Origin of the sequence: Parvularcula bermudensis HTCC2503 (genome assembly GCF_000152825.2) — a bacterium.
GTDB lineage: Bacteria > Pseudomonadota > Alphaproteobacteria > Caulobacterales > Parvularculaceae > Parvularcula > Parvularcula bermudensis.
Genome location: NC_014414.1, coordinates 227786 through 247129 on the forward strand (window position 1 = coordinate 227786; position 19344 = coordinate 247129).

The window sequence follows — 19344 nt, forward strand, 5'->3', positions numbered from 1 at the left end:
TCAGCCCTTAGCGCGTGGACCTGGAACGGCAGTGCCCCTCCCCTCGACCGTGGGGTCAGTCCTCAAACCGCAGATCACCGATCCGAACATCATCAGTCTTGCCCCTGACCACCACATTGCCGCGATAATCGGCGATGCGCACCGTGCCAGAGCCACCGATCCGAACGGAGGGATCCGTTGCAAGGCCGCCAAAGCGCACATCCCCCGATCCGTTGATCATCAGCGACGTGGCCGTGGTTTCGCCTTCGCCAATATCGATATCCCCCGATCCGTTGACGGCGATCGACAGCGGCCCCCCAATCCGGGTGGCTTCGAAATCTCCCGACCCGTTGATCGCGATGGTGGCGCCATCGGCAATGGCCCCAAACCGCACATCGCCCGACCCCCCGATATGCAGGTCCAATTGTCCCAAGCCCTCGCCGATCACGTCCCCCGACCCGCGAATATCGATCGACGCCGTTTCAGCGACGGGGCCCAGTTCGACCTCACCGGATCCTCGCAGGACCACCGAGGCGGATTGCGACGGACCGGCGTGCACCGTGCCACGGCCGGCGATGGAAATGGCAAGGTCGCCGTCGACGGCGCCGAGGCTCAGATCGCTATTCCCTCTGACAGTCAGTCGCGCCGAGCTCGCCGACCCTATCGTTCCATATACTTCGAATATATTGTCCAGCGCCAGCGCAGCCAGGGGGAGCCCGCCCCCGTCGATGAAGAGGGCTGAGGTTTCGATGCTGAGCGGCGTGCCCGGCGGGAGCGACAGCCGCATCACCGGATAATCCGAAAGAAACTGGACGAAGCCTTCCTGGCCTTCGCCCGATCGCCCCCGCGCCGACCAGGCCCGCCACCGCGCCTGGTAAATCGCATCGATCGCCGCTTCATCCCCTTCGATCACCAAACCTTCCGCCGGGCTTGTCATGTCCAAGGGTCCCCCCAGGGGGGCCGCCATCACCTGGACGGCGAGCTGATCGCCTTCTTCGATCACGAGGCGACCGACGAAATGCCGGATCGTCACCGCGCCGTCCCCTGCCGAGATCTGCGCCGGCTCAACCGGGGCCAAGGCCGCCAGAGCGGGCGATGGGACGAGGGAAAGAACCGTTAGGGCGACACCCGCGATGATCGAAACAGAGGCCATTCCCCTCCCTAATCGCCGCATTTCACGCGCTCCCCTCAAAAAAACTGACATCTTATCTGACCAAGGACGGCGCCCTGAAACAAGGCGCTGCACTGCCAATGCGCGGGGGGATCGGCCGCGACGGCCCCCAACCTCGCTGTGGGGAATACCGGCCGTCGCCTTGAACCTAAGCGCGGTGATCGCTAGCCCTCAATGGGCTGTAGATTGGGAGATGGCATGGAAATCGGCACATTTGTCTCGCTCGGTGCGTATTTTCTTCTCATGCTGGGAATCGGCTTTTACGCCTATCGCACCTCCACCGGGGATACGAGCGAGTACATGCTAGGCGGGCGAAAACTCGGGCCCGCCGTCACGTCGCTTTCCGCCGGCGCGTCGGATATGTCCGGATGGATGCTTCTGGGCTTGCCCGGGGCCGCCTTCGTTTCGGGCCTCCCCGCGACGTGGATCGCCATCGGTCTGACCCTGGGCGCCTTCGCCAATTATCTTGTCGTCGCCCCCCGCCTCCGCCTCTACACAGAGCGGGCTGACGACGCCCTGACCATTCCCGATTATTTTGAAAAACGGTTCCACGACAACACGCATATTCTGCGGGTGTTTTCCTCGGTGGTGATCGTCCTGTTCTTTACCCTCTACACGTCCGCAACCCTGGTGGGCGGCGGCAAATTGTTCGAGAGCGCCTTTGGACAGGATTACATTACCGGCCTTTGGATCACCGCCGGTGTGGTCATGGCGTACACCTTTGTCGGGGGCTTCCTCGCGGTCTCCCTCACCGATTTCGTCCAGGGCTGCATCATGTTTATCGCCCTCTTAATCGTCCCCATCGCGGCCTTCACCCAGCTCGGCGACAATGTGGATCTGGCGGCAATCCTCGCCGATATCGGTCCCGCCCTGTCCGGTGAGATTGCCGGGGGCCTCGACAGCCCGACCCTCAACCTTTTTGCCGGCGCCAGTTTCCTGGGAACGATTTCTCTCCTCGCATGGGGGCTTGGATATTTCGGGCAACCGCACATCATTGTGCGGTTCATGGCGATCCGCTCCGTCGCGGATGTGCCCATGGCCCGACATATCGGGATGAGCTGGATGATCGTTGCCTTGATCGGATCGGTCAGCACCGGCCTGATCGGCCTTGCCTATATTGCGCAGAACGGCGTGCCGATGGAGTTCGTTGACGAGAATGGACAATTCGACCCGGAAACGGTGTTCATCGTCCTGAGCCAGATCCTTTTTCATCCGCTCATTGGCGGCTTCCTCTTGGCGGCTATTCTCGCCGCGATCATGTCGACGATTTCATCCCAATTGCTGGTGGCGTCGAGTTCCCTCACCGAAGATTTCTACAAGCTCTTCCTGCGTCGCGGGGCCAGCGACAAAGAGCTGGTGATGGTTGGGCGCATTTCCGTGATCTTGGTGGCGCTGGTGGCGATCCTCCTCGCCTATGACGACAATTCAAGCGTGCTCGATCTGGTCGCCAATGCCTGGGCGGGATTTGGGGCCGCCTTCGGCCCGGTCATCATTATCTCGCTCCATTGGCGCAAGATGACCATGCCCGCCGCCTTTCTCGGCATGGTGGTCGGCGCGGTCACGGTCATCATCTGGACCTATCTGCCGCTCTTGCCCGATGCGGACGGGGTCGCCCGCCAGATCCCTCTCAACAGTGAGCTTTATTCCATCGTGCCGGGCTTCCTGTTCTGTTGGCTGACGGTTTGGGGGGTGAGCCTGTTCACCCACCCCAAAGAGGCGGTCATCGCGACCCATGATGCGGTACACGCGGAAATCACCGGTGGATCGGCCTGATCTTTCCGCCAGCGACGCTGATCTCGAACGCTGGATGGATCATGCCCTCGGCCTTGCGTCGATGGCCGCCCGGAACGGTGAAGTGCCCGTCGGCGCCGTCCTCCTCTCCGCGACCGGGCAATTGATCGCCGAGGCGGTGAATACCCCAATCGCGCAATGCGACCCGACGGCCCACGCCGAACTGGCGGTCCTTCGCAAGGGCGCCCTGGCCACGGGAAATTACCGTCTGACCGGCACCACCCTTCTTGTAACCCTCGAACCCTGCGCCATGTGCGCCGGGGCCATCTGCCATGCGCGGATTGGCCATCTCGTTTACGGCGCCGACGATCCGAAGGGGGGCGCGGTACGGCACGGGGCAACCCTGTTCGACCAGGTCACGACGCATCACCGTCCCCGCGTCACCGCGGGTATTCGTGCCGATGAGAGTGCGGCCTTGCTGCGATCGTTTTTCGCAGAACGTCGCGCGATGACCCGGCCACGGCGTCATGGGGAAAGCGGCCCCTGAGCCTCCGGCAGGAAAGACGCGCCTTCGCGCGCCGGACAGGCGGCGGCAATTATTCGGGGAGGAAGGCGAGGCCCTTTTTCGGCACCCGTATGGGAACGAAAGGCGCGCCGCCAAGCAGCGTCCCGCTGCCCGCCGGGGTCAACCGAACCACCGGGACGTCCTGCGCGCTGAGGAAGATCACATCGCCGCCGACCCCGCGCTGGGCCACCAGATCATGGCGGGTTCCGCAGCGGCTCTGGACGGGACGGCAGACAAATTCGATCTGCCCCGCACGTCCATCGTGAACGAAATGGAAGCGGATCTGCGTTCCACTCGCGCGATAAAGGCGCCCCTCCCCTGACGAAAACCCCTTGGCCATGAGCCCAGAGTTCGTGGTCAGGCGATCGAAGGCATCATGGGTCGCCTCCTGCTGCGCCCCGCCCGACAGCGCGAAGGCCACCAGCAAAGCCCCAATGCCTTTGGCCGCAACGATGAAGAGTGCCCCAAGGGGGGGAGGGGGACACCTGCGAGATAAGTACATGTCGATCCTCAAGACGGCCCCTCAGTCGACCGCCCTATCCCCTCAATCTGGCAAATTAAGGGCGAGGCCAAGGATACCGCCGCGCGCAGGGCCGGGGCATCCCCCTTTTCGCCGACACACGAGCCGACAAGGCAGGATAGCGGAGGTCCCCTGCCCCCGATAACGCAAAGCCGCTGTTAGGCGGCGATATACTGACCGCCATTCGCCGTCAGCACCGCCCCCGTGATGAACCCCGCCAGATCGTCCGCGAGAAACGCCACGGCGTGAGCGATCTCCTCAGCCTGGCCCAAACGACCGACCGGTATTTGGGCGATCACCGCCTCGCGGGCTTCCGGCTTCATGGCCGCCACCATATCCGTCTCGATATAGCCCGGCGCAATCGCATTGACGGTGATTCCCTTCCGCGCCGTTTCCTGGGCCAGGGCGCGCGTGAAGCCAATCACCCCCGCCTTCGCCGCCGAATAATTGGTCTGGCCGAACTGCCCCTTTTGCCCATTGATCGACGAGATATTGATGATGCGACCGAACCCGCGATCACGCATCCCCGCCAGGATCGGTTGGGTCATATTGAAGACGCTGTCGAGATTGGTGGAGATCACTTCCCGCCACTGTTCGCGGGACATTTTGTGCAGTGCGGAATCACGGGTGATCCCGGCATTGTTGACAAGGACATCGACGGCGCCGTGCTTCTTTTGCACCTCGTCGATGGTTGCGGCACAGGCATCGGGATCCGACACGTCGCATTTGAATACATCGACGCCGAGCTTGTCGGCGCACGCCGCCGCAGCCTCGTCATTGCCCCCATAGAGGGCCACGACATTCAAGCCGTCCGTCTTCAACCGCGCGGTGATCGCGTAGCCGATGCCCCGGGTGCCGCCGGTGACGATTGCAGTCTTGGTCATTATTGTCTCCTCCGATGCTCCCTCAAAGCCCCACCACCGGGCGGGACTTTGTCGATCATGGGCTAGCGACCCACATGGTGCGTTCACACGCACTCCACACTATTCAGGCCGCATGGTCTTAAGGCCGTTACGCGACCTCGACGCAAAGGGCGACGCCCATACCGCCGCCAATACACAATGTGGCGAGTCCCTTGCCGCCGCCTCGCCGCTTCAACTCATGCAGCAGCGTGGTCAAGATCCGTGCGCCCGATGCGCCGATCGGGTGGCCAAGAGCAATCGCACCACCATTAACGTTAACTTTTTCGGCGTCCCAGCCAAGCTCTTTTCCCACCGACAGCGACTGCGCGGCGAATGCCTCATTGGCTTCGATGAGATCGAGATCGTCAATCGACCATCCGGCCTTGTCGAGCGCCCGCCGGGAGGCCGGCGCCGGGCCGATTCCCATGAATGCGGGGTCGACACCGCAATGGGCGAGCGACGCCACCCGCGCGAGCGGGGTTGCGCCTGATTCCTTAAGCGCGGCTTCTGACATCAGCACCAGGGCCGCCGCACCGTCATTCAGGCCCGATGCATTACCCGCGGTGACCGTTCCCCCGTCGCGCTTGAAGGCAGGCTTGAGGCCCCCGAGTTTTTCGGCCGTGGTGCCGGGCCGGATGAACTCATCTTGCTCCAGGGTCGTGTCGCCTTTCCGGCCGGGCACAGTGACGGCCACGATTTCATCATCGAAGCGGCCCGCCTGTTGCGCCGCCGCTGCCTTTTGCTGGCTGGACGCGGCAAAAGCGTCTTGGTCCTCCCGGCTGATCTGATAGCGCTCCGCCAGGTTCTCCGCTGTTTGTCCCATATGATAATCGTTGAACGCGTCCCAGAGCCCATCGACGATCATCGTGTCGACGAGGCTGATCGGCCCCATCTTTTGCCCTGTCCGAAGGGTCTGGGCATGGGGGGCTTGGCTCATACTTTCCTGGCCGCCGGCGACGACCACATCGCCATCTCCCGCCGAGATAATCTGCGCGGCGAGCATCGCCGCTCTTAAGCCCGAGCCGCAGACCTGATTGATGGTCATCGCAGGACATTCTTTAGGGATGCCCGCATGAATGCTGGCTTGCCGCGCCGGGTTCTGCCCCTGTGCCGCCGTCAGGACATTGCCCATGATGACTTCATTGACCCGATCCGGCGCCACACTTGCCCGGGAGAGCGCCTCGGTGATGACGATCTTCCCCAAATCCGCCGCCGCAAGGGGCGCGAGGGTCCCCCCGAACGTGCCAATGGGGGTCCTGGTTGCACTCACAATGTAAACCGCGTTGGAGGTCATGGTGATATCCTTTTCATTTCGCAGTTGCGAACAGCCCATGGGTGGCTTTTGCACCGCCACATAGCTAGATACACAAGTGAAAAATTATTGTCCGTTGCCATTATTGGCTCGGGGTAGGGAACGAAACAGGAATTGGTAGTCATGGCAGAAAAACAGTCGGCAGAGACCGCGCAAAACTCACCCCGTCGTCAGCGCCAGGCCCCCGACGAGCCGACGATTATTAAAAAGTACGCCAATCGTCGCCTCTATAATACAGCAACGAGTTCCTACGTCACGTTGGAAACGCTGGCCGCCATGGTTCGAGGTGGGGAGAATTTCATCGTCATCGACGCGAAAAGCGGCCAGGACCTTACCCGTTCAGTCCTGACACAGATTATCTTCGAGCAGGAAAACAAGGGCGAGAACCTGCTTCCCGTCTCGTTCCTACGCGAAATTATCGGTCTTTACGGGGACAATCTGCAAAGCTTCGTACCCTCCTATCTCGAAATGTCGATGGAAGCGTTCAAGAAGAATCAAGAAGCGATGCGACGGTCCGTTTCCGAAGCATTGACCGCGCCGCAATCGGGGCTCAAAATCTTCGAAGATGCCGCGCGCAACAATATGGCCTTCTTTGAGCAGGGTATGAAAATGTTCGGGCTCGGTCGCGCCCGCGGCATGACCGGCGACCCACAGCCCGAGCTCGATGCTCTCCGCGCGGAGGTCGAAACCCTTCGCAGCGAATTGGCCAAAGCCAAGGGCGAAGACAAGGCCAGAAGCGAAGACAAGGCCAAAGGCGACAAACCGAGTTAAACAATCCGTCCCCCCGAGCCGATGGCCCGGGCTCGTCGGATGACAGGGATGTCTGATACGGTGATGGCACCTCTTTGACGAAAGAGGGAGAGAGGCAGCCCCTTGTGCCCCCCCGGCGGGCCTCTTCGCCTTTTGTCTTCGTCATTCGTCAGGACAAAGGCGATGTCGTGCCCTCAATGGTGTCGTGCCTTCAATGTCGTCGTCTATGGTGCTTTCCGGCAGCGCCCTCCGGCCCCACGGACAGAGCCCCTGCGGCCCCCTTCGTTTTGTGTTGCCCATGCCTCAGGCCGCGGCGACCCTTCTACTAATCAAGAACAGAGAAGACTAGTCGCATGACGCAAAATGTGCGCCCTTGAATGTGGAAGAAAAAAGACGTCATCACCGAGGCAGTCTGTGTTTTTGACAAAACGATGACGGCTTCAATGCATCGACGAGACAATTGAGTCACCAATCGTCTATGGGCGATCATACTTCTTTCTCTCGTTCAAGTGCATTTTGTCTTTCGAAGGGCAGCAACTGCTCTAGAAATTCAGTGGCACCTGCGGCATGAGACCCCTGCCATTCAAGAGGGAGGCACTCATCATGGCTTTTATTCTCGGCACTTCTGGTAACGACAACGCGGTGTCCACCGCCCCGCTCGACATCTTTCTCGGCCTCGGCGGCGACGATGTCTATCAAGCGGGCAGCGGGATCGACATCGCCCTGGCAGGCGCGGGCAGCGATCAGCTGATCGGCGGCGCCGGCCTCAGCATCTTTGGCGGCGGCGCGGGCGCCGACCTCTTCACCCTGGCCGCCGGTGCGGGCGGGACCATGAATATCCTCGATTTCGAGCAAGGCATCGATCTGATCGATCTGTCCGAGTACGGCATCAAGGAATTGGCCGAAATCGATGTGTCCTATTCCGATAATGGCGCCAGCGTCTTTGTCGGCGACGCCGTGATCAATCTCCGGAACTTCTTCGGTGATCTGACGGAAGAGGACTTCAAATTCGACGTCGACACGATCGATTTCGAAGACATCACCCCTGCAGACCGTTACGCGCCCATCCCCACAGGGTATAACGGCTTCACCTGGTTCAACCTGGCTGTGATCGACGTCGCCGCTCAAGACGCGCAGTTCCCGCTCAACGGCTACGAAGCCAATAGCGGCACCAATGCGATGTTCAACGAATTCGGCGGCAGCGCGTCGATCTCGCGCAGCGCGAATTTCGACTTCGATTCCTTCTACGCGTCCGCCGCGTGGAACGAAGGCCTGCAGCTTGAAGTGTCGGGCTATGACGACGGCGTCTTCATCGGGTCGCAAACCTTCACGCTGTCCTACGATGTCAGCAATTTCTACGAATTGGACGACACGATCTTTGACTCGGTCGACCAAGTTGAGTTCTCGACCTTCGGCGGCGTCGACGATCCGAACGACGATGGGACCGGCACCCAATTCTCCATGGACGACCTCGTGATCGGCTAAGCCGGTCCACCACATCCATCAGTCAGAGGGGGACTCGCTGGGCGGGCCCCCTTTTTTATATAGCCACTTTGGAAACCACCGATGACGGGAATAGACATTCCCCAAAAATCTCGACAGACCCTATCTGCATTTCGCAAGACAGTGAACATACAAGGGAACGTCGCGTGGGTATTATCAACGAATTCAAACAATTCGCCGTGAAAGGCAATGTTGTCGATCTCGCCGTCGGGATCATTATCGGCGGCGCCTTCAGCACAATCGTCAAATCCTTGGTCAATGACGTCATTATGCCGCCTATTGGCTGGCTGACCGGCGGCGTCGATTTCTCCTCCCTTTACATCAATCTCCAGGACATCACGGGGGCGGAAGCGGCGTATGCAAGCCTCGATGCCGCCCGCGAAGCAGGCGCCCCGGTCATCGCCTATGGTCTCTTCATCAACAACATCATTTCCTTTGTGATCGTTGCCTGGGCGGTCTTTCTGTTGGTGAAAGGCATGAACAGCCTGCAGAAAAAGGCTGAGGACGAAAAGGCGGCTGCCCCCGTCGAGCCTCCCAAGGATGTTGTGCTCCTGACGGAGATTCGCGATCTCCTGAAGGCGCAAGGGGAGGCACCGATTCCCTCCCCCTCCTGATGACTTGCCCCAGGCCCTTCGCGCTTTTTCGCACGAAGGGGGGCTCGGCCTGCGCCGGGCACAGAAAAAGCTTCATCATACCAATGGGCGGTGCACCTCGCCGAGGCGAATGAGCCGTCTCTAGCTGTCCGCTCGATCCCTGAGATCGGGCGGCAGGGCCTCCGCCGCAAAAACCGCCACGGCCTCATCGAGGGAGAGGGTCTGGCTTTGTTTCGAACCAAGGCGCCGCACAGAGAGCGTGCGCTCCTCAGCTTCGCGGGCCCCGATCACGGCGATGATCGGCACCTTACCATCCGAATGCTCTCTGACCTTATAATTGATCTTTTCGTTTCGAAGGTCGGTTTCTACCCGTAGGTTTGCGGCCCTGAACGCGTCGGCCGCCTCCTCCGCGAACGCATTCACATCGGTGGTGATCGTCGCCACGACGATTTGGGTCGGCGCCAGCCAGAGCGGCATCCGCCCGGCATGGTTTTCGATCAAGATGCCAAGGAACCGTTCCATCGATCCGAGGATCGCCCGGTGTAACATGATCGGTCTTTTCTTGGCGCCATCCTCGTCAATATAGACCGCATCGAGACGTTCAGGCAGCAACGCATCGAGCTGGAGGGTGCCGCATTGCCATGAGCGCCCGATCGCATCGCGAAGATGATATTCGAGTTTAGGGGCATAGAACGCCCCCTCCCCCGGGAGAACCTCAAACTCGAGGCCAGCGGCAATCAGCGCCTCTTCGAGGGCGCTCTCCATCTTATCCCAGAATTCGTCAGTGCCGATCCGTTGCTCAGGCCGGGTGGCCATGGCGACCCGAACATCCTCAAAGCCGAGATCGCGATAAACGCTGGAGGCCAATTCGCAAAAGCGTATGGTCTCCTCCACGATCTGCTCTTCGGTACAAAAAATATGGGCGTCGTCCTGGGTAAACTGCCGGACGCGCATGATCCCATGCAGGGCGCCATGGGGTTCGTTACGGTGACAGCAGCCAAACTCCGCCATCCTGATGGGCAAATCACGGTAGGAAGTGATCCCTTGACGGAAGATCTGAACATGGGCTGGGCAGTTCATCGGTTTGACGGCCATTAGCTTGGCCTCCGGGTCGATGACCGGGCCCTCCCCCTCCACATCGGGGACTTCGTCCGGCACAACGAACATATTCTGGGAATATTTCCCCCAGTGTCCGGAGGACTGCCACAGCTTGGCATCGATCAATTGTGGGGTCTTCACCTCTTTATAGCCCGCAGCGTCCAGTCTCCGACGAATATAGGCTTCGAGGGCCAACCACATCGTATAGCCCTTGGGGTGCCAGAACACCGAGCCATGGGCCTCCTCCTGGAGATGGAACAGGTCCATCTGCTTGCCCAGACGGCGATGATCGCGTTTTTCGGCTTCTTCAAGACGGGTGAGATAGGCCTTCAGCGCCTTTTCATTCGCCCAGGCGGTCCCGTAGATACGGTGCAGGACCTCATTACGATGATCCCCCCGCCAATAGGCACCAGCTAGCTTCAACAGCTTGAACGCCTTACCAATATGCTTCGTTGACGGAAGGTGAGGGCCACGGCAGAGGTCATACCAATCCCCGTGGTGATAGATCTTAACCTCTTCGTCCGTGGGCAAATCTCTAACAATCTCCGCCTTGTAATGCTCGCCCTGAGCTTCAAAAAGGCGGGCCGCTTCTTCCCGCGACACGACCTCCTTACGGGTTTCGAGATCGGCATCGACCAATGCCGCCATCTTGCGCTCGATGGCGTCGAAATCCTCCGTCGAGAACGGAGTCTTACGGGCGAAGTCGTAGAAGAAGCCATCCTCGATAACCGGGCCGATCGTGACTTGGGTATCGGGAAACAGGGCCTGGACCGCCTGGGCCAACAAATGGGCCGCATCGTGACGGATGAGATCAAGCCCCTCTTCGCTGTCACGGGTCACGATCTCGACGGCGGCATCGCTCTTAATGGGATCCCAGAGATCGACGACAGTGCCATTGACCTTCACCGCCAGCGCTTTTTTCGCAAGGGATTTAGAGATATCGCCCGCAAGCTCTGCCCCGGTGAGGGGGGCGTCATAGGTGCGGACCGCCCCGTCGGGCAGAGTGATGGTCGGCATAGGGACCTCAGATAAGAAAACGCGGGGACCCTCTTCATGGCCCCGGTCGCCAATGACCGCAACGCGTCGCGCAAGACAGAGCGGGGGGACTTACCGATCCCGCGAGGGAAGGAGAAGGGGAAATGTCGTAATCGATAGGGCTCTTGTCCGTCCCACGGTCACCATCTCGGCAAGGGCCTCGGTCTCGGCGACGATCGCCGCGATCTGACGATGATGCATCGGAACGGCGCCATCATCCTCCTGCGCCCCGGCGGTCCGGACCCACCCCGTGCCGCACGCCCCCACGGGGGCGAGGGCATCGCTGCCCTCAGTCTGCCGCCCCGCATCCCCGGCGAGGGTGCAGAGGGTGGTGCGGTCATAGGTCGAGGTCGCGAAGGTCTCGATCTGATGACGCTGACAGGCCGCATCGCAATGGTCCCGCACCGCGTCGGATCGGGTGACGGGGGTCAGCGCGGCCGCAGCGTCCCCTCGAGCGTCGAGCGGTCCATCGGTCAGCCCCGCCCCCCCATCGATCGCGGCGTCATGGCCAAGAAATTGGGGGCTGAGTTCGGCAAGCTGATACCAGGCCCCACAGCGCTCCCCTTCGCAATCGGCGAAGCGGTGAAAGATCGCCCACCCGTCATCATTGCGCGCGCCAAGGACCCGCACCTGGCCGTCGGCGCTCCGGCTTTGATGAATGATCGTCCACCCCGTCGCTTCGAGATTCGCGGCGACGGCCGAGGGCATCACCGGCCCCACAGTGCGAACCGGGAGCATTTCGGGACCGCCGGTCATCGATGACACGATGGCAACAACGCTCGAAAGGACAGACAGCATGACCATTCTCCTCAAGGCGAGAATGGCATGGGGGCAAAGGGCGCGCAACGCCGCCAACCAACTCGCCGAGACTCGCAGAGAAGATAAACCTCAGTCGAACAGCGACAGAAGGCGCGAGGGGGCCGAATTGGCGATCTCCAACGCTTCGAGCGCGAGGGCCTGACGCGCCTGGAGTAATTGCAACTTCGCCGCCGCCTCGGCGAGGTCGGCATCGGTGAGGGCTGCGGCCCCCGCCTCATATTGGCCTGCAATATCCTCAAGCAATGTTTGTTGGGCGCCGATCCGGGACTGCGCACTCCCCAAGGAAGCAACCGCCCGATCGGCGAGGTCGATCAAGCCTTCGATATCGGCAAGGGCCGAAAGGGCCGCATCGCTGCTGCCGACATTGAGTTGAGCAAGATCTTCGAGCCCGCCCCCGGCGGCCCCTGCATTTGCGGTCGCCGAGAGGGTCAGCGACCCGCCGCTCGCATTCGTCACCGTCACCACATTCGAGGCCACCGCCACGGTGATCCCGGTCCCCACAAGGCCACTGAGGCGGTTCCCGAGGGTCGCGGCGACACTGTCGGCCGTATCCCCCGCAACGGCGCGATAGCGCGCGGTCTCGCCACCGAGGGTGAGCGTATAGATATCCCCCGCCTCGACGGCGCCGCTGGCGAAAGTCACCGAGCCCGAGGACGAATCGGCGACGCTGGTCGTGGCGCTATCGCTGAAAAGACCACTACCGGCATGGACCGCCCCCGCCTCTCCGGAAGTCTTTCCCGTCCCCGTCGTGCCGGCACTTTGCGTGAGATCGGCGCGGGCGAAGGTCAGTGTCTGGACCGCCGGCGAGCCATTATCGGTAGCGGTCAGGCCGGCAAACACTCTATAGGGGTCGCTGCCCGAGAGAAGATTGACTGAGTTGAACCGCGCGCTGGTCACCACCGAAGAGATCTGATCGACGATATTGTCGATGTCGGTCTGGATCGCGGTCCGATTGGCGCCGCTGGCCTCGGCGGAGGCGATCAGCGTTTCGATCTCTCCCAAAAGGGATTGGACCTGTTCAGCGGCGGAGGCCCCCACCGCCAGGGTTGACGCGGACAGACTGAGACTGTCGGCAATCGTCTGCGCCGTCGTCGCATCGCCCCGTAAGCGCATGGCTGTGGTATAGCGATAGGGATTGTCGGCAGGCTCGGCGACCTCTTTCCCCGTCGCGATCATCCGCTCTGTGGCGGCCAGATCCCGATCGATAATTCGCAGGGCGCTGAGCGCTTTCTGCGACGGGAGGGAGAACCCTATCGCCGTCATGTCTGTCCCCGTCTGCGCCCGCGATCCCCACCGCGTCGCCGTTCCACCATCGATCCGCCATTTCGGACCCCACGGGGATCCCCATACTAAATAGACCTCAAGGAACGATTAATTGCCTCCCGCTTGTCGGTGGGGCTGTGGCGGGACGGGGTCATAGCCGTGACTGCCGCCGGGCCGACACCGCAACAGCCGACCCGCGGTCAGGCCTGTCGCCCGCATCAAAGGATAGGTCCGATAGGCCTCGATCGCGTAATCAGAACAGGTCGGCAGGTGACGACATCGCACCCCGGCGCCGTAAAAGAGCGGCGAGAGGGTCATCTGATAGACCCGCAAGAGAGCAATCGCCCCTCGGGCACCCCACGACATCAGGCCACCTTAGTGAGGTGATCGACACAGTCCACCGCCGCGTCGAAGACGAGAAGCGTTGAGGCGTGACGGGCGGGATACGCCCGAATGGGGGCCAATTGCGCTAGGGCCGCCCAGCGTCCATCGGGCGAGGGCCCATCGGCGGTCAGCATCGCCCGCATCTGGGCCGCGACCTGCCGCACCTCCGCCGCTGTTGCGCCTCTGACCGTGCCGGCAAAAAGCGAGGCGGCGGCTTGGCCGAGGGCACACGCCTTCACGTCGAGGGCGATGTCGGTCACCCGCCCCCCTTCCATCGCCAGCCCGACCTCGACCTCAGAACCGCAGACCCGGCTCGTCCGTCGGGCCCGGGCGGCCATGTCGCTCATGTCGGCGACCGGCGGAATTCCCGCGGCGGCCTCAAGCAGAGAGTCGGAATAAAGGTCATCCATAATGAGAGAAATAAGCAACGGCCTTGCCGACGGAAAGGGGCAAGCCAGCTTACTTGTCTGCTGGAGGCCCGCTTTTGCTCGTCATTGACTCCCCCATCGCCCTGCTTGCCACCGGGGCGATCACCGCCCTTCTGATCGTCTTCACCGGGATCCGCCTGTCAAAGGTCGCCGATATTCTGGCCGATCGCACGGGGCTGGGGGAGGCGCTGGCCGGGGCCTTGATGCTGGGGGCGGTGACATCGCTTTCAGGCCTTGTGACCTCCGTCACGGCGGCGAGCCGTGGCCTCCCTGAGCTGGCGATCAGCAATGCGGTGGGGGGGATCGCCGCGCAAACCGTCTTTTTGGTCATCGCCGACCTGTCCTATCGGCGGGCCAATCTGGAACATGCGGCCGCCTCGCTAGAGAACATGATGCAGGGAGCGCTGCTCATCGCCTGCCTCAGTCTGGCGCTTGCGGCGATGAGCGTGCCTGACATCGCCATCTTCTCCATTCACCCCGCGAGTATTGCGATTGTGGCGCTTTATTTGGGGGGGCTTCCCCTGGTCCGCGGCGCGCGGGAGGTTCCCGGCTGGCGCCCCCGCAGCACGATAGAAACGTCTATGGACGAACCGGACCCAGACAATGAGGAACGCCCTTTACGTCCGCTGATGATCGAATTCCTTGCCCTCGCCGCCCTGACCGCGGGATCGGGCTATTTTCTCGCCGCCGCCGCCGATGGAGCGGTCGCGCGATATGGCGTGTCCGAAGCGCTGTTGGGGGCCTTTGCCACAGCGATCGTCACCTCCCTGCCCGAGCTTGTCACCACCCTGGCGGCTGTCCGCCGCGGCGCCCTCGCCCTTGCCATTGGCGGGATCATCGGCGGCAACAGCTTTGACACCTTGTTCATCGTCGCCTCGGATATCGCCTATCGCGAGGGGCCGATCTATGCCGATATCGCCAATAGCCAGCAATTCCTCATGACGCTGACCATATTGATGACGGCAATCTTGGTGATGGGACTACTATCCCGCCAGCGCCAAGGCCCCGGCGGGATCGGCTTTGAAACCATATTGTTGATCGTCGCCTATCTTGGCGGCGCCGCGATCCTCGCTCTGCTCTGACCTTGATCAAAAGACCCGGCCCAGGTCCTCTTTCAGCACCGTCTCGATACAATGCTCAGCCAGCGCCGCAATGGTCATCGAGGGATTGCACGCCCCGGTGGAGCCAGCAATCAAGGCACCGTCGACCACGTAAAGGCCGGTCTGGCCCATCACCCGGCCCGCCAGATCGCAGACTTTGCCCATAATCGCGCCGCCGAGGGGGTGCCAGGTCGTCGTTTCCGCCGTCGTCGTGTCGAAAAGCAGATCGTCCGGCCCCACCACTTCTTGCATCTTCGCGGTAATGCGCTGGGTGAGTTCTCGGTCCACGGCTTGATCCCAGTTCAGCACCGCGTCGTCTTTTCGCTCGTCATAGGTGAAATAGCCGCCGGGGGAGACAGGACCGAACCCGACGAGAGTCGACACCCCAACATCCACCTTCGCAGGAACGGGGCCCTGCATCAGGGTGAGCGGCCCACCGGGATTATCCCAATCCTGAAGGGCGATAGCGGTCGGTCCGCCCTGTTGCGGTCCAGGGCTGACATCAGAGGGGCGCCAGACAAAGATCCGATCGCCATTATTCCCCCACTGGCCGCCGACATCGTCGGGAAGGTCTGCAATCTGATCTTTCGCCTTGGCTTTCATCAAGAGCCGCGTCGTACCCGCCGACCCCGCCCCGAGGAATAGCGCGTCAGTGACCAGTCGCTTTCGCTGCATCACCTCACCGCCGGTGTCGATGATATCGACATCCACCAGCCACCGCCCCCACCGGTCGCGATGGATGTCGGTGACATTGTGGAGCACCTTGAGGCTCACCCTGCCCGTCGCTTCGGCAGCGGCGATATAGGTCTTGTCGAGGCTGAACTTTCCACCGTTATTGACGCCGAACACCAAATCTCCCGTGGTGTAGACCGGCTTCATCTCCCCACGGAGTTCCGCTTGGGCAAAGGACCAGTCGATCGGCATACGGGTGCGATAAGGCGTCTCCCCCGCCGCGGCGATGCGGTCGTGCCATTGCAGGGCAGCCTTGTAGGTGGGATGGTAAAGGAGATCATCGGGAATGGGCGCGAGGCGCAACATGGCTTCCACCCGGCGATAATAATCTCGATCGAATTTTCCATAATCGAGACCCGGCAAATCGGCGACGAATTGTGCCTCGCTCGGCTGCATCGTCACCCCCTGGTAGGTCAGGGACCCCCCGCCCACGCCCGCGCCGCAAATGATGTCGAGGCCATTACCGACCACCCGCTCCTGCAATCCGGTGAACGGTTTGAAGAAGAGCTTCTCCAGGACCTTGTCGGGCAGGACGCCCCCCTGGCCAATCGGTTGAAAGGCCGGCGCATTGGACAACCATGTCGTGCGCGGATCTTTCGAGGCTCCCTCGAAATCCGGAAACGTGTCACCATTGGGGCCGGACGGCCAGCGAATGCCGCGCTCCAGGAGCGTCACATCAATCCCCGCCTGGGCCAGTCTGAGCGCGGTGACGGCCCCGCCGAACCCGGTCCCGATGATGACCGCCCGGTGGCGTTCCCGCTGCCTGAACGGTCGCGCGATCGCCGGGGCCGACAGAACCGACGTTGAGAGCGCCGAGGCCAGACCGACTTTCAACAGATCTCGCCGGCCAGTGCTCACGCCGCTCTTGGTCTGCTTCGCAGCCTTTTGAATATTTTGTTTGTTATTGGAATAATTCTGCCCCACCTGTCCCTCCCGAGCTTTTTATTCGCCAACTTGGCTTTATATTGGGAGCCTATTTGGAAAGTCGGTGATTGGCTAGAGCCGTTCGTTCAATCGGCGTCGCGAACGTCTCCAGGTCTTTATTTCGTTATATTTTCTTTGCACGGATCGCCTCTCGTTTCGCATGGTGATGCGTCGATCCTGCGAGCGTGCCGCCGCTCTCACTCGTCGAAAGGCCGTCTTACCGGCGACGCCAGGTTACCCCTTCGGGTCCATCCTCAAGCACGATGCCCTGGGCCCCTAGTTCATCACGAATACGGTCCGCTTCCGCCCAGTTCTTCGCCGTCTTCGCCGCTTGTCGCGCGGCGATCTGGGCGTCGATATCGGACTCCGTCGGGCCGTCCGCCGTCGCGCCCCGGAACCATTCGTCTGCAGTCTGACGGAAAAAGCCGAGGAATGCGCCCGCGGCTTTCAATCCGTGGGCGGCCTCGATGTCGCCCCGTCCGGCCGCCTCTCGCAGCTCATGCATCATCGCCAGGGCCTTGGGGGTATTGAGGTCATCCTCCAGGGCGGCCATCACCCAGTCGGGCATAGCCGCCTTTGCGGGACCGTCGGGAACCACGCGGTAGAACCTGTCGAGTTGCGCCTTGCTGCCGGCGAGCAATTCGTTGGACCAATCGAGAGGTTGACGATACTGGGCGGACATCAAAGCCAGACGGATCGCTTCCCCTGGCCACGCGGCCAGCAGATCCTGCGGCGTTTCGATATTCCCCCGGCTTTTGGACATTTTCTCGCCCCCGAAGCGGAGCATGCCATTGTGCAGCCAGTACCGCGCCAGGGGCGTCTCTCCCGTGTCGGTGCCGCAGCAGCTCTGCGCGATTTCGTTTTCGTGATGGGGAAATCTGAGATCCTGTCCGCCCAGGTGAATATCGATTGACGGTCCCAGCACCGAGGCGATCATGGCCGAGCATTCGATATGCCAGCCGGGCCGCCCCTCCCCGTCGATCGGCCAGCTTGCCGGCACCGGCCAGCCCGGGACCTCGGCGGGCGACGGCTTCCACAGGACGAAATCCGCCGCATCGCGCTTATAGGGGGCGATCTCCACCCGCGCGCCCGCCAGAATCGCCTCTCGGTCCAGCCGGGAAAGCTGCCCATAGGCCGGAAAGCTCTGCGTATCGAACAGAATGTGGCCCTCGGCGCCATACGCATGCCCCCTCTCTAGCAATGACCCGATGAGGGCTTGCATGGAATCGATATGCGCTGTGGCCCTCGGCGCGACATCCGGGCGCAGGCAGAAGAGACCATCGAGGCCCTCAAGATACGCGGCTGTGGCCCGCGCGGTCACCACATCGATCGGCACCCCCTCATCCTTCGCGGCGGCGATGATTTTATCGTCGATATCCGTGAAATTGCGCGCGAAAATAACCTTTTCGGCTCCGTACCGATCCTTGAGGAGACGGACAACGAGATCGGCCGTAAGGGCGGCCCGCGCATTGCCGATATGCGGCGGCGCATAGACCGTCGGCCCACAGCAATAAACGGTGATCCGCTCAGGATCGGCGGGGGTGAAGGGCTCGACGTGCCCGCGAAAGGTGTCGTAAAAAGACAGGGACATGACGCCGGTCTGCCGCGCTCTTCCTTTCCCCGCAACCGGCCTATGCTTGAAGGCCCTCTTTCCTGCTCTATGTTAGATTCGTCGGTTAAGTCAGCCTCCAGGGGGCATGCTCCGGCACATTGATGTTTCCCCAAATGGCGCGAACCTGGAATCGCTCCGACAATGAATAGGACAGACCGATGAGTGTCATTGCCTATGAGCGTTCCCCGCATGCCCGCGACCATGATCGCCCCAGTCGGGAGGCGGCGGAAGAAGCGGTCCGCACCTTGATCAAATGGGCCGGCGACGATCCGGGCCGTGAAGGCTTGATCGATACCCCCGCACGCGTTGCCCGTGCTTTCGAGGACTGGTTTTCAGGCTACGGGGAGGATGCCGAAGCCGTCCTGTCGCGGACCTTCGAGGAAGTCGAGGGCTATGACGATATTGTCCTGATGCGGGACATTCGGCTTGAAAGCTATTGCGAGCATCATATGGCACCGATCATCGGCAAGGCGCATATAGCTTATCTGCCGGACGGAAAGGTCGTCGGGATCTCAAAACTGGCGCGGCTCGTCGATATTTTCGGCAAGCGCCTTCAGGTCCAAGAGAAAATGACGGCGCAAATCGCCGATACCTTGGAACGGGTCCTGAAACCCAAAGGGGTCGCGATCATGGTGGAGGCTGAGCACCAATGCATGTCGACCCGTGGCGTTCACAAGCATGGTGTCGATACCATGACCACGCGGTTCACCGGCGTGTTCAAGGACGATCCGGCGCTTGAGAGCCGTTTTTTCAAGCTGATCGGTCGCTGAGGATCGATCCCCGGCGACGGCCGAGGGGGGGTGGACGGCGACGTGCGCCTCCTCTCTTCTCACCTCACTCATGACGAGCCATATATGGCCGCTATTTTCTCCGCGGTGGGTCCGCTGCCTAGGGGCGAGGCTCAATCGGCGCCGTGAAACCTC

At 61.7% G+C, this 19344-nt stretch carries 18 protein-coding genes; 7 read left to right on the forward strand and 11 right to left on the reverse strand.

Annotated elements, in window-relative coordinates; genetic code table 11:
* Positions 1-55 precede the first annotated feature (55 nt).
* Positions 56-1132: a GIN domain-containing protein gene (locus PB2503_RS13655; protein WP_013299362.1), complete on the reverse strand. Its 1077-nt coding sequence runs from the start codon at positions 1130-1132 to the stop codon at positions 56-58.
* Between the two features lie 216 nt (positions 1133-1348).
* Between PB2503_RS13655 and putP the strand changes: the two genes are divergently transcribed.
* Both putP and tadA read left to right on the forward strand, forming a co-directional pair.
* On the forward strand, positions 1349-2923 hold the full coding sequence (putP, locus tag PB2503_RS01080; protein WP_013299363.1) for a sodium/proline symporter PutP: 1575 nt from the start codon (positions 1349-1351) through the stop codon (positions 2921-2923).
* Positions 2910-3428, forward strand: coding sequence for a tRNA adenosine(34) deaminase TadA (gene tadA / locus PB2503_RS01085; RefSeq protein ID WP_013299364.1), 519 nt, complete (start codon positions 2910-2912; stop codon positions 3426-3428). Before putP ends, tadA begins: the two co-directional genes overlap by 14 nt.
* Positions 3429-3477: 49 nt before the next feature.
* Here tadA and PB2503_RS01090 read toward each other — a convergent pair whose 3' ends face one another.
* The 3 genes from PB2503_RS01090 to PB2503_RS01100 form a co-directional block, all read right to left on the reverse strand.
* Positions 3478-3948 carry a hypothetical protein gene (locus tag PB2503_RS01090; protein WP_041534846.1) on the reverse strand — a complete coding sequence of 157 codons (471 nt, stop codon included), beginning with the start codon at positions 3946-3948 and terminating at the stop codon, positions 3478-3480.
* Between the two features lie 176 nt (positions 3949-4124).
* The gene (gene phbB / locus PB2503_RS01095) at positions 4125-4850 is read right to left on the reverse strand and encodes an acetoacetyl-CoA reductase (RefSeq protein WP_013299366.1); all 726 of its coding nucleotides are present in this window, start codon (positions 4848-4850) and stop codon (positions 4125-4127) included.
* A gap of 127 nt (positions 4851-4977) precedes the next feature.
* Positions 4978-6162, reverse strand: coding sequence for an acetyl-CoA C-acetyltransferase (locus PB2503_RS01100; RefSeq protein ID WP_041535091.1), 1185 nt, complete (start codon positions 6160-6162; stop codon positions 4978-4980).
* Between the two features lie 141 nt (positions 6163-6303).
* Here PB2503_RS01100 and phaR point away from each other — a divergent pair, with 141 nt between their 5' ends.
* The 3 genes from phaR to mscL all read left to right on the forward strand — a co-directional run bounded on the left by phaR (position 6304) and on the right by mscL (position 9047).
* The gene (gene phaR / locus PB2503_RS01105; protein ID WP_013299368.1) at positions 6304-6951 is read left to right on the forward strand and encodes a polyhydroxyalkanoate synthesis repressor PhaR; all 648 of its coding nucleotides are present in this window, start codon (positions 6304-6306) and stop codon (positions 6949-6951) included.
* Positions 6952-7533: 582 nt separating this feature from the next.
* A complete protein-coding gene (locus PB2503_RS13660; RefSeq protein WP_013299369.1) occupies positions 7534-8415 on the forward strand; it encodes a calcium-binding protein in 882 nt (293 codons plus the stop codon).
* A gap of 164 nt (positions 8416-8579) precedes the next feature.
* Positions 8580-9047 carry a large conductance mechanosensitive channel protein MscL gene (gene mscL / locus PB2503_RS01115; protein ID WP_013299370.1) on the forward strand — a complete coding sequence of 156 codons (468 nt, stop codon included), beginning with the start codon at positions 8580-8582 and terminating at the stop codon, positions 9045-9047.
* 120 nt (positions 9048-9167) lie between these two features.
* On the opposite strand, the gene thrS is transcribed toward mscL, so the two are convergent.
* The 5 genes from thrS to PB2503_RS01140 all read right to left on the reverse strand — a co-directional run bounded on the left by thrS (position 9168) and on the right by PB2503_RS01140 (position 14035).
* Positions 9168-11141: a threonine--tRNA ligase gene (gene thrS / locus PB2503_RS01120; RefSeq protein WP_013299371.1), complete on the reverse strand. Its 1974-nt coding sequence runs from the start codon at positions 11139-11141 to the stop codon at positions 9168-9170.
* 90 nt (positions 11142-11231) lie between these two features.
* On the reverse strand, positions 11232-11957 hold the full coding sequence (locus PB2503_RS01125) for a hypothetical protein (protein WP_013299372.1): 726 nt from the start codon (positions 11955-11957) through the stop codon (positions 11232-11234).
* Between the two features lie 90 nt (positions 11958-12047).
* Complete coding sequence (locus PB2503_RS01130; protein WP_013299373.1) at positions 12048-13241, reverse strand: flagellin N-terminal helical domain-containing protein; 1194 nt, start codon at positions 13239-13241, stop codon at positions 12048-12050.
* A 108-nt stretch (positions 13242-13349) separates the two neighbouring features.
* Positions 13350-13607: a membrane protein insertion efficiency factor YidD gene (gene yidD / locus PB2503_RS01135; RefSeq protein ID WP_013299374.1), complete on the reverse strand. Its 258-nt coding sequence runs from the start codon at positions 13605-13607 to the stop codon at positions 13350-13352.
* Positions 13607-14035 carry an iron-sulfur cluster assembly scaffold protein gene (locus PB2503_RS01140; protein ID WP_013299375.1) on the reverse strand — a complete coding sequence of 143 codons (429 nt, stop codon included), beginning with the start codon at positions 14033-14035 and terminating at the stop codon, positions 13607-13609. The genes yidD and PB2503_RS01140 overlap by 1 nt, the downstream gene beginning before the upstream one ends.
* Before the next feature lie 74 nt (positions 14036-14109).
* Here PB2503_RS01140 and PB2503_RS01145 point away from each other — a divergent pair, with 74 nt between their 5' ends.
* The gene (locus PB2503_RS01145; protein ID WP_013299376.1) at positions 14110-15135 is read left to right on the forward strand and encodes a sodium:calcium antiporter; all 1026 of its coding nucleotides are present in this window, start codon (positions 14110-14112) and stop codon (positions 15133-15135) included.
* Between the two features lie 6 nt (positions 15136-15141).
* Here the strand turns inward: PB2503_RS01145 and PB2503_RS01150 are convergent, their stop codons facing one another.
* Positions 15142-16743 (reverse strand): GMC oxidoreductase, encoded by a 1602-nt coding sequence (locus PB2503_RS01150; RefSeq protein WP_148235146.1) that lies wholly within the window; start codon positions 16741-16743, stop codon positions 15142-15144.
* A 283-nt stretch (positions 16744-17026) separates the two neighbouring features.
* On the reverse strand, positions 17027-18400 hold the full coding sequence (gene cysS, locus PB2503_RS01155) for a cysteine--tRNA ligase (RefSeq protein WP_013299378.1): 1374 nt from the start codon (positions 18398-18400) through the stop codon (positions 17027-17029).
* Positions 18401-18579: 179 nt separating this feature from the next.
* Here cysS and folE point away from each other — a divergent pair, with 179 nt between their 5' ends.
* Complete coding sequence (gene folE / locus PB2503_RS01160; protein ID WP_013299379.1) at positions 18580-19191, forward strand: GTP cyclohydrolase I FolE; 612 nt, start codon at positions 18580-18582, stop codon at positions 19189-19191.
* The last annotated feature ends 153 nt before the right edge of the window (positions 19192-19344 follow it).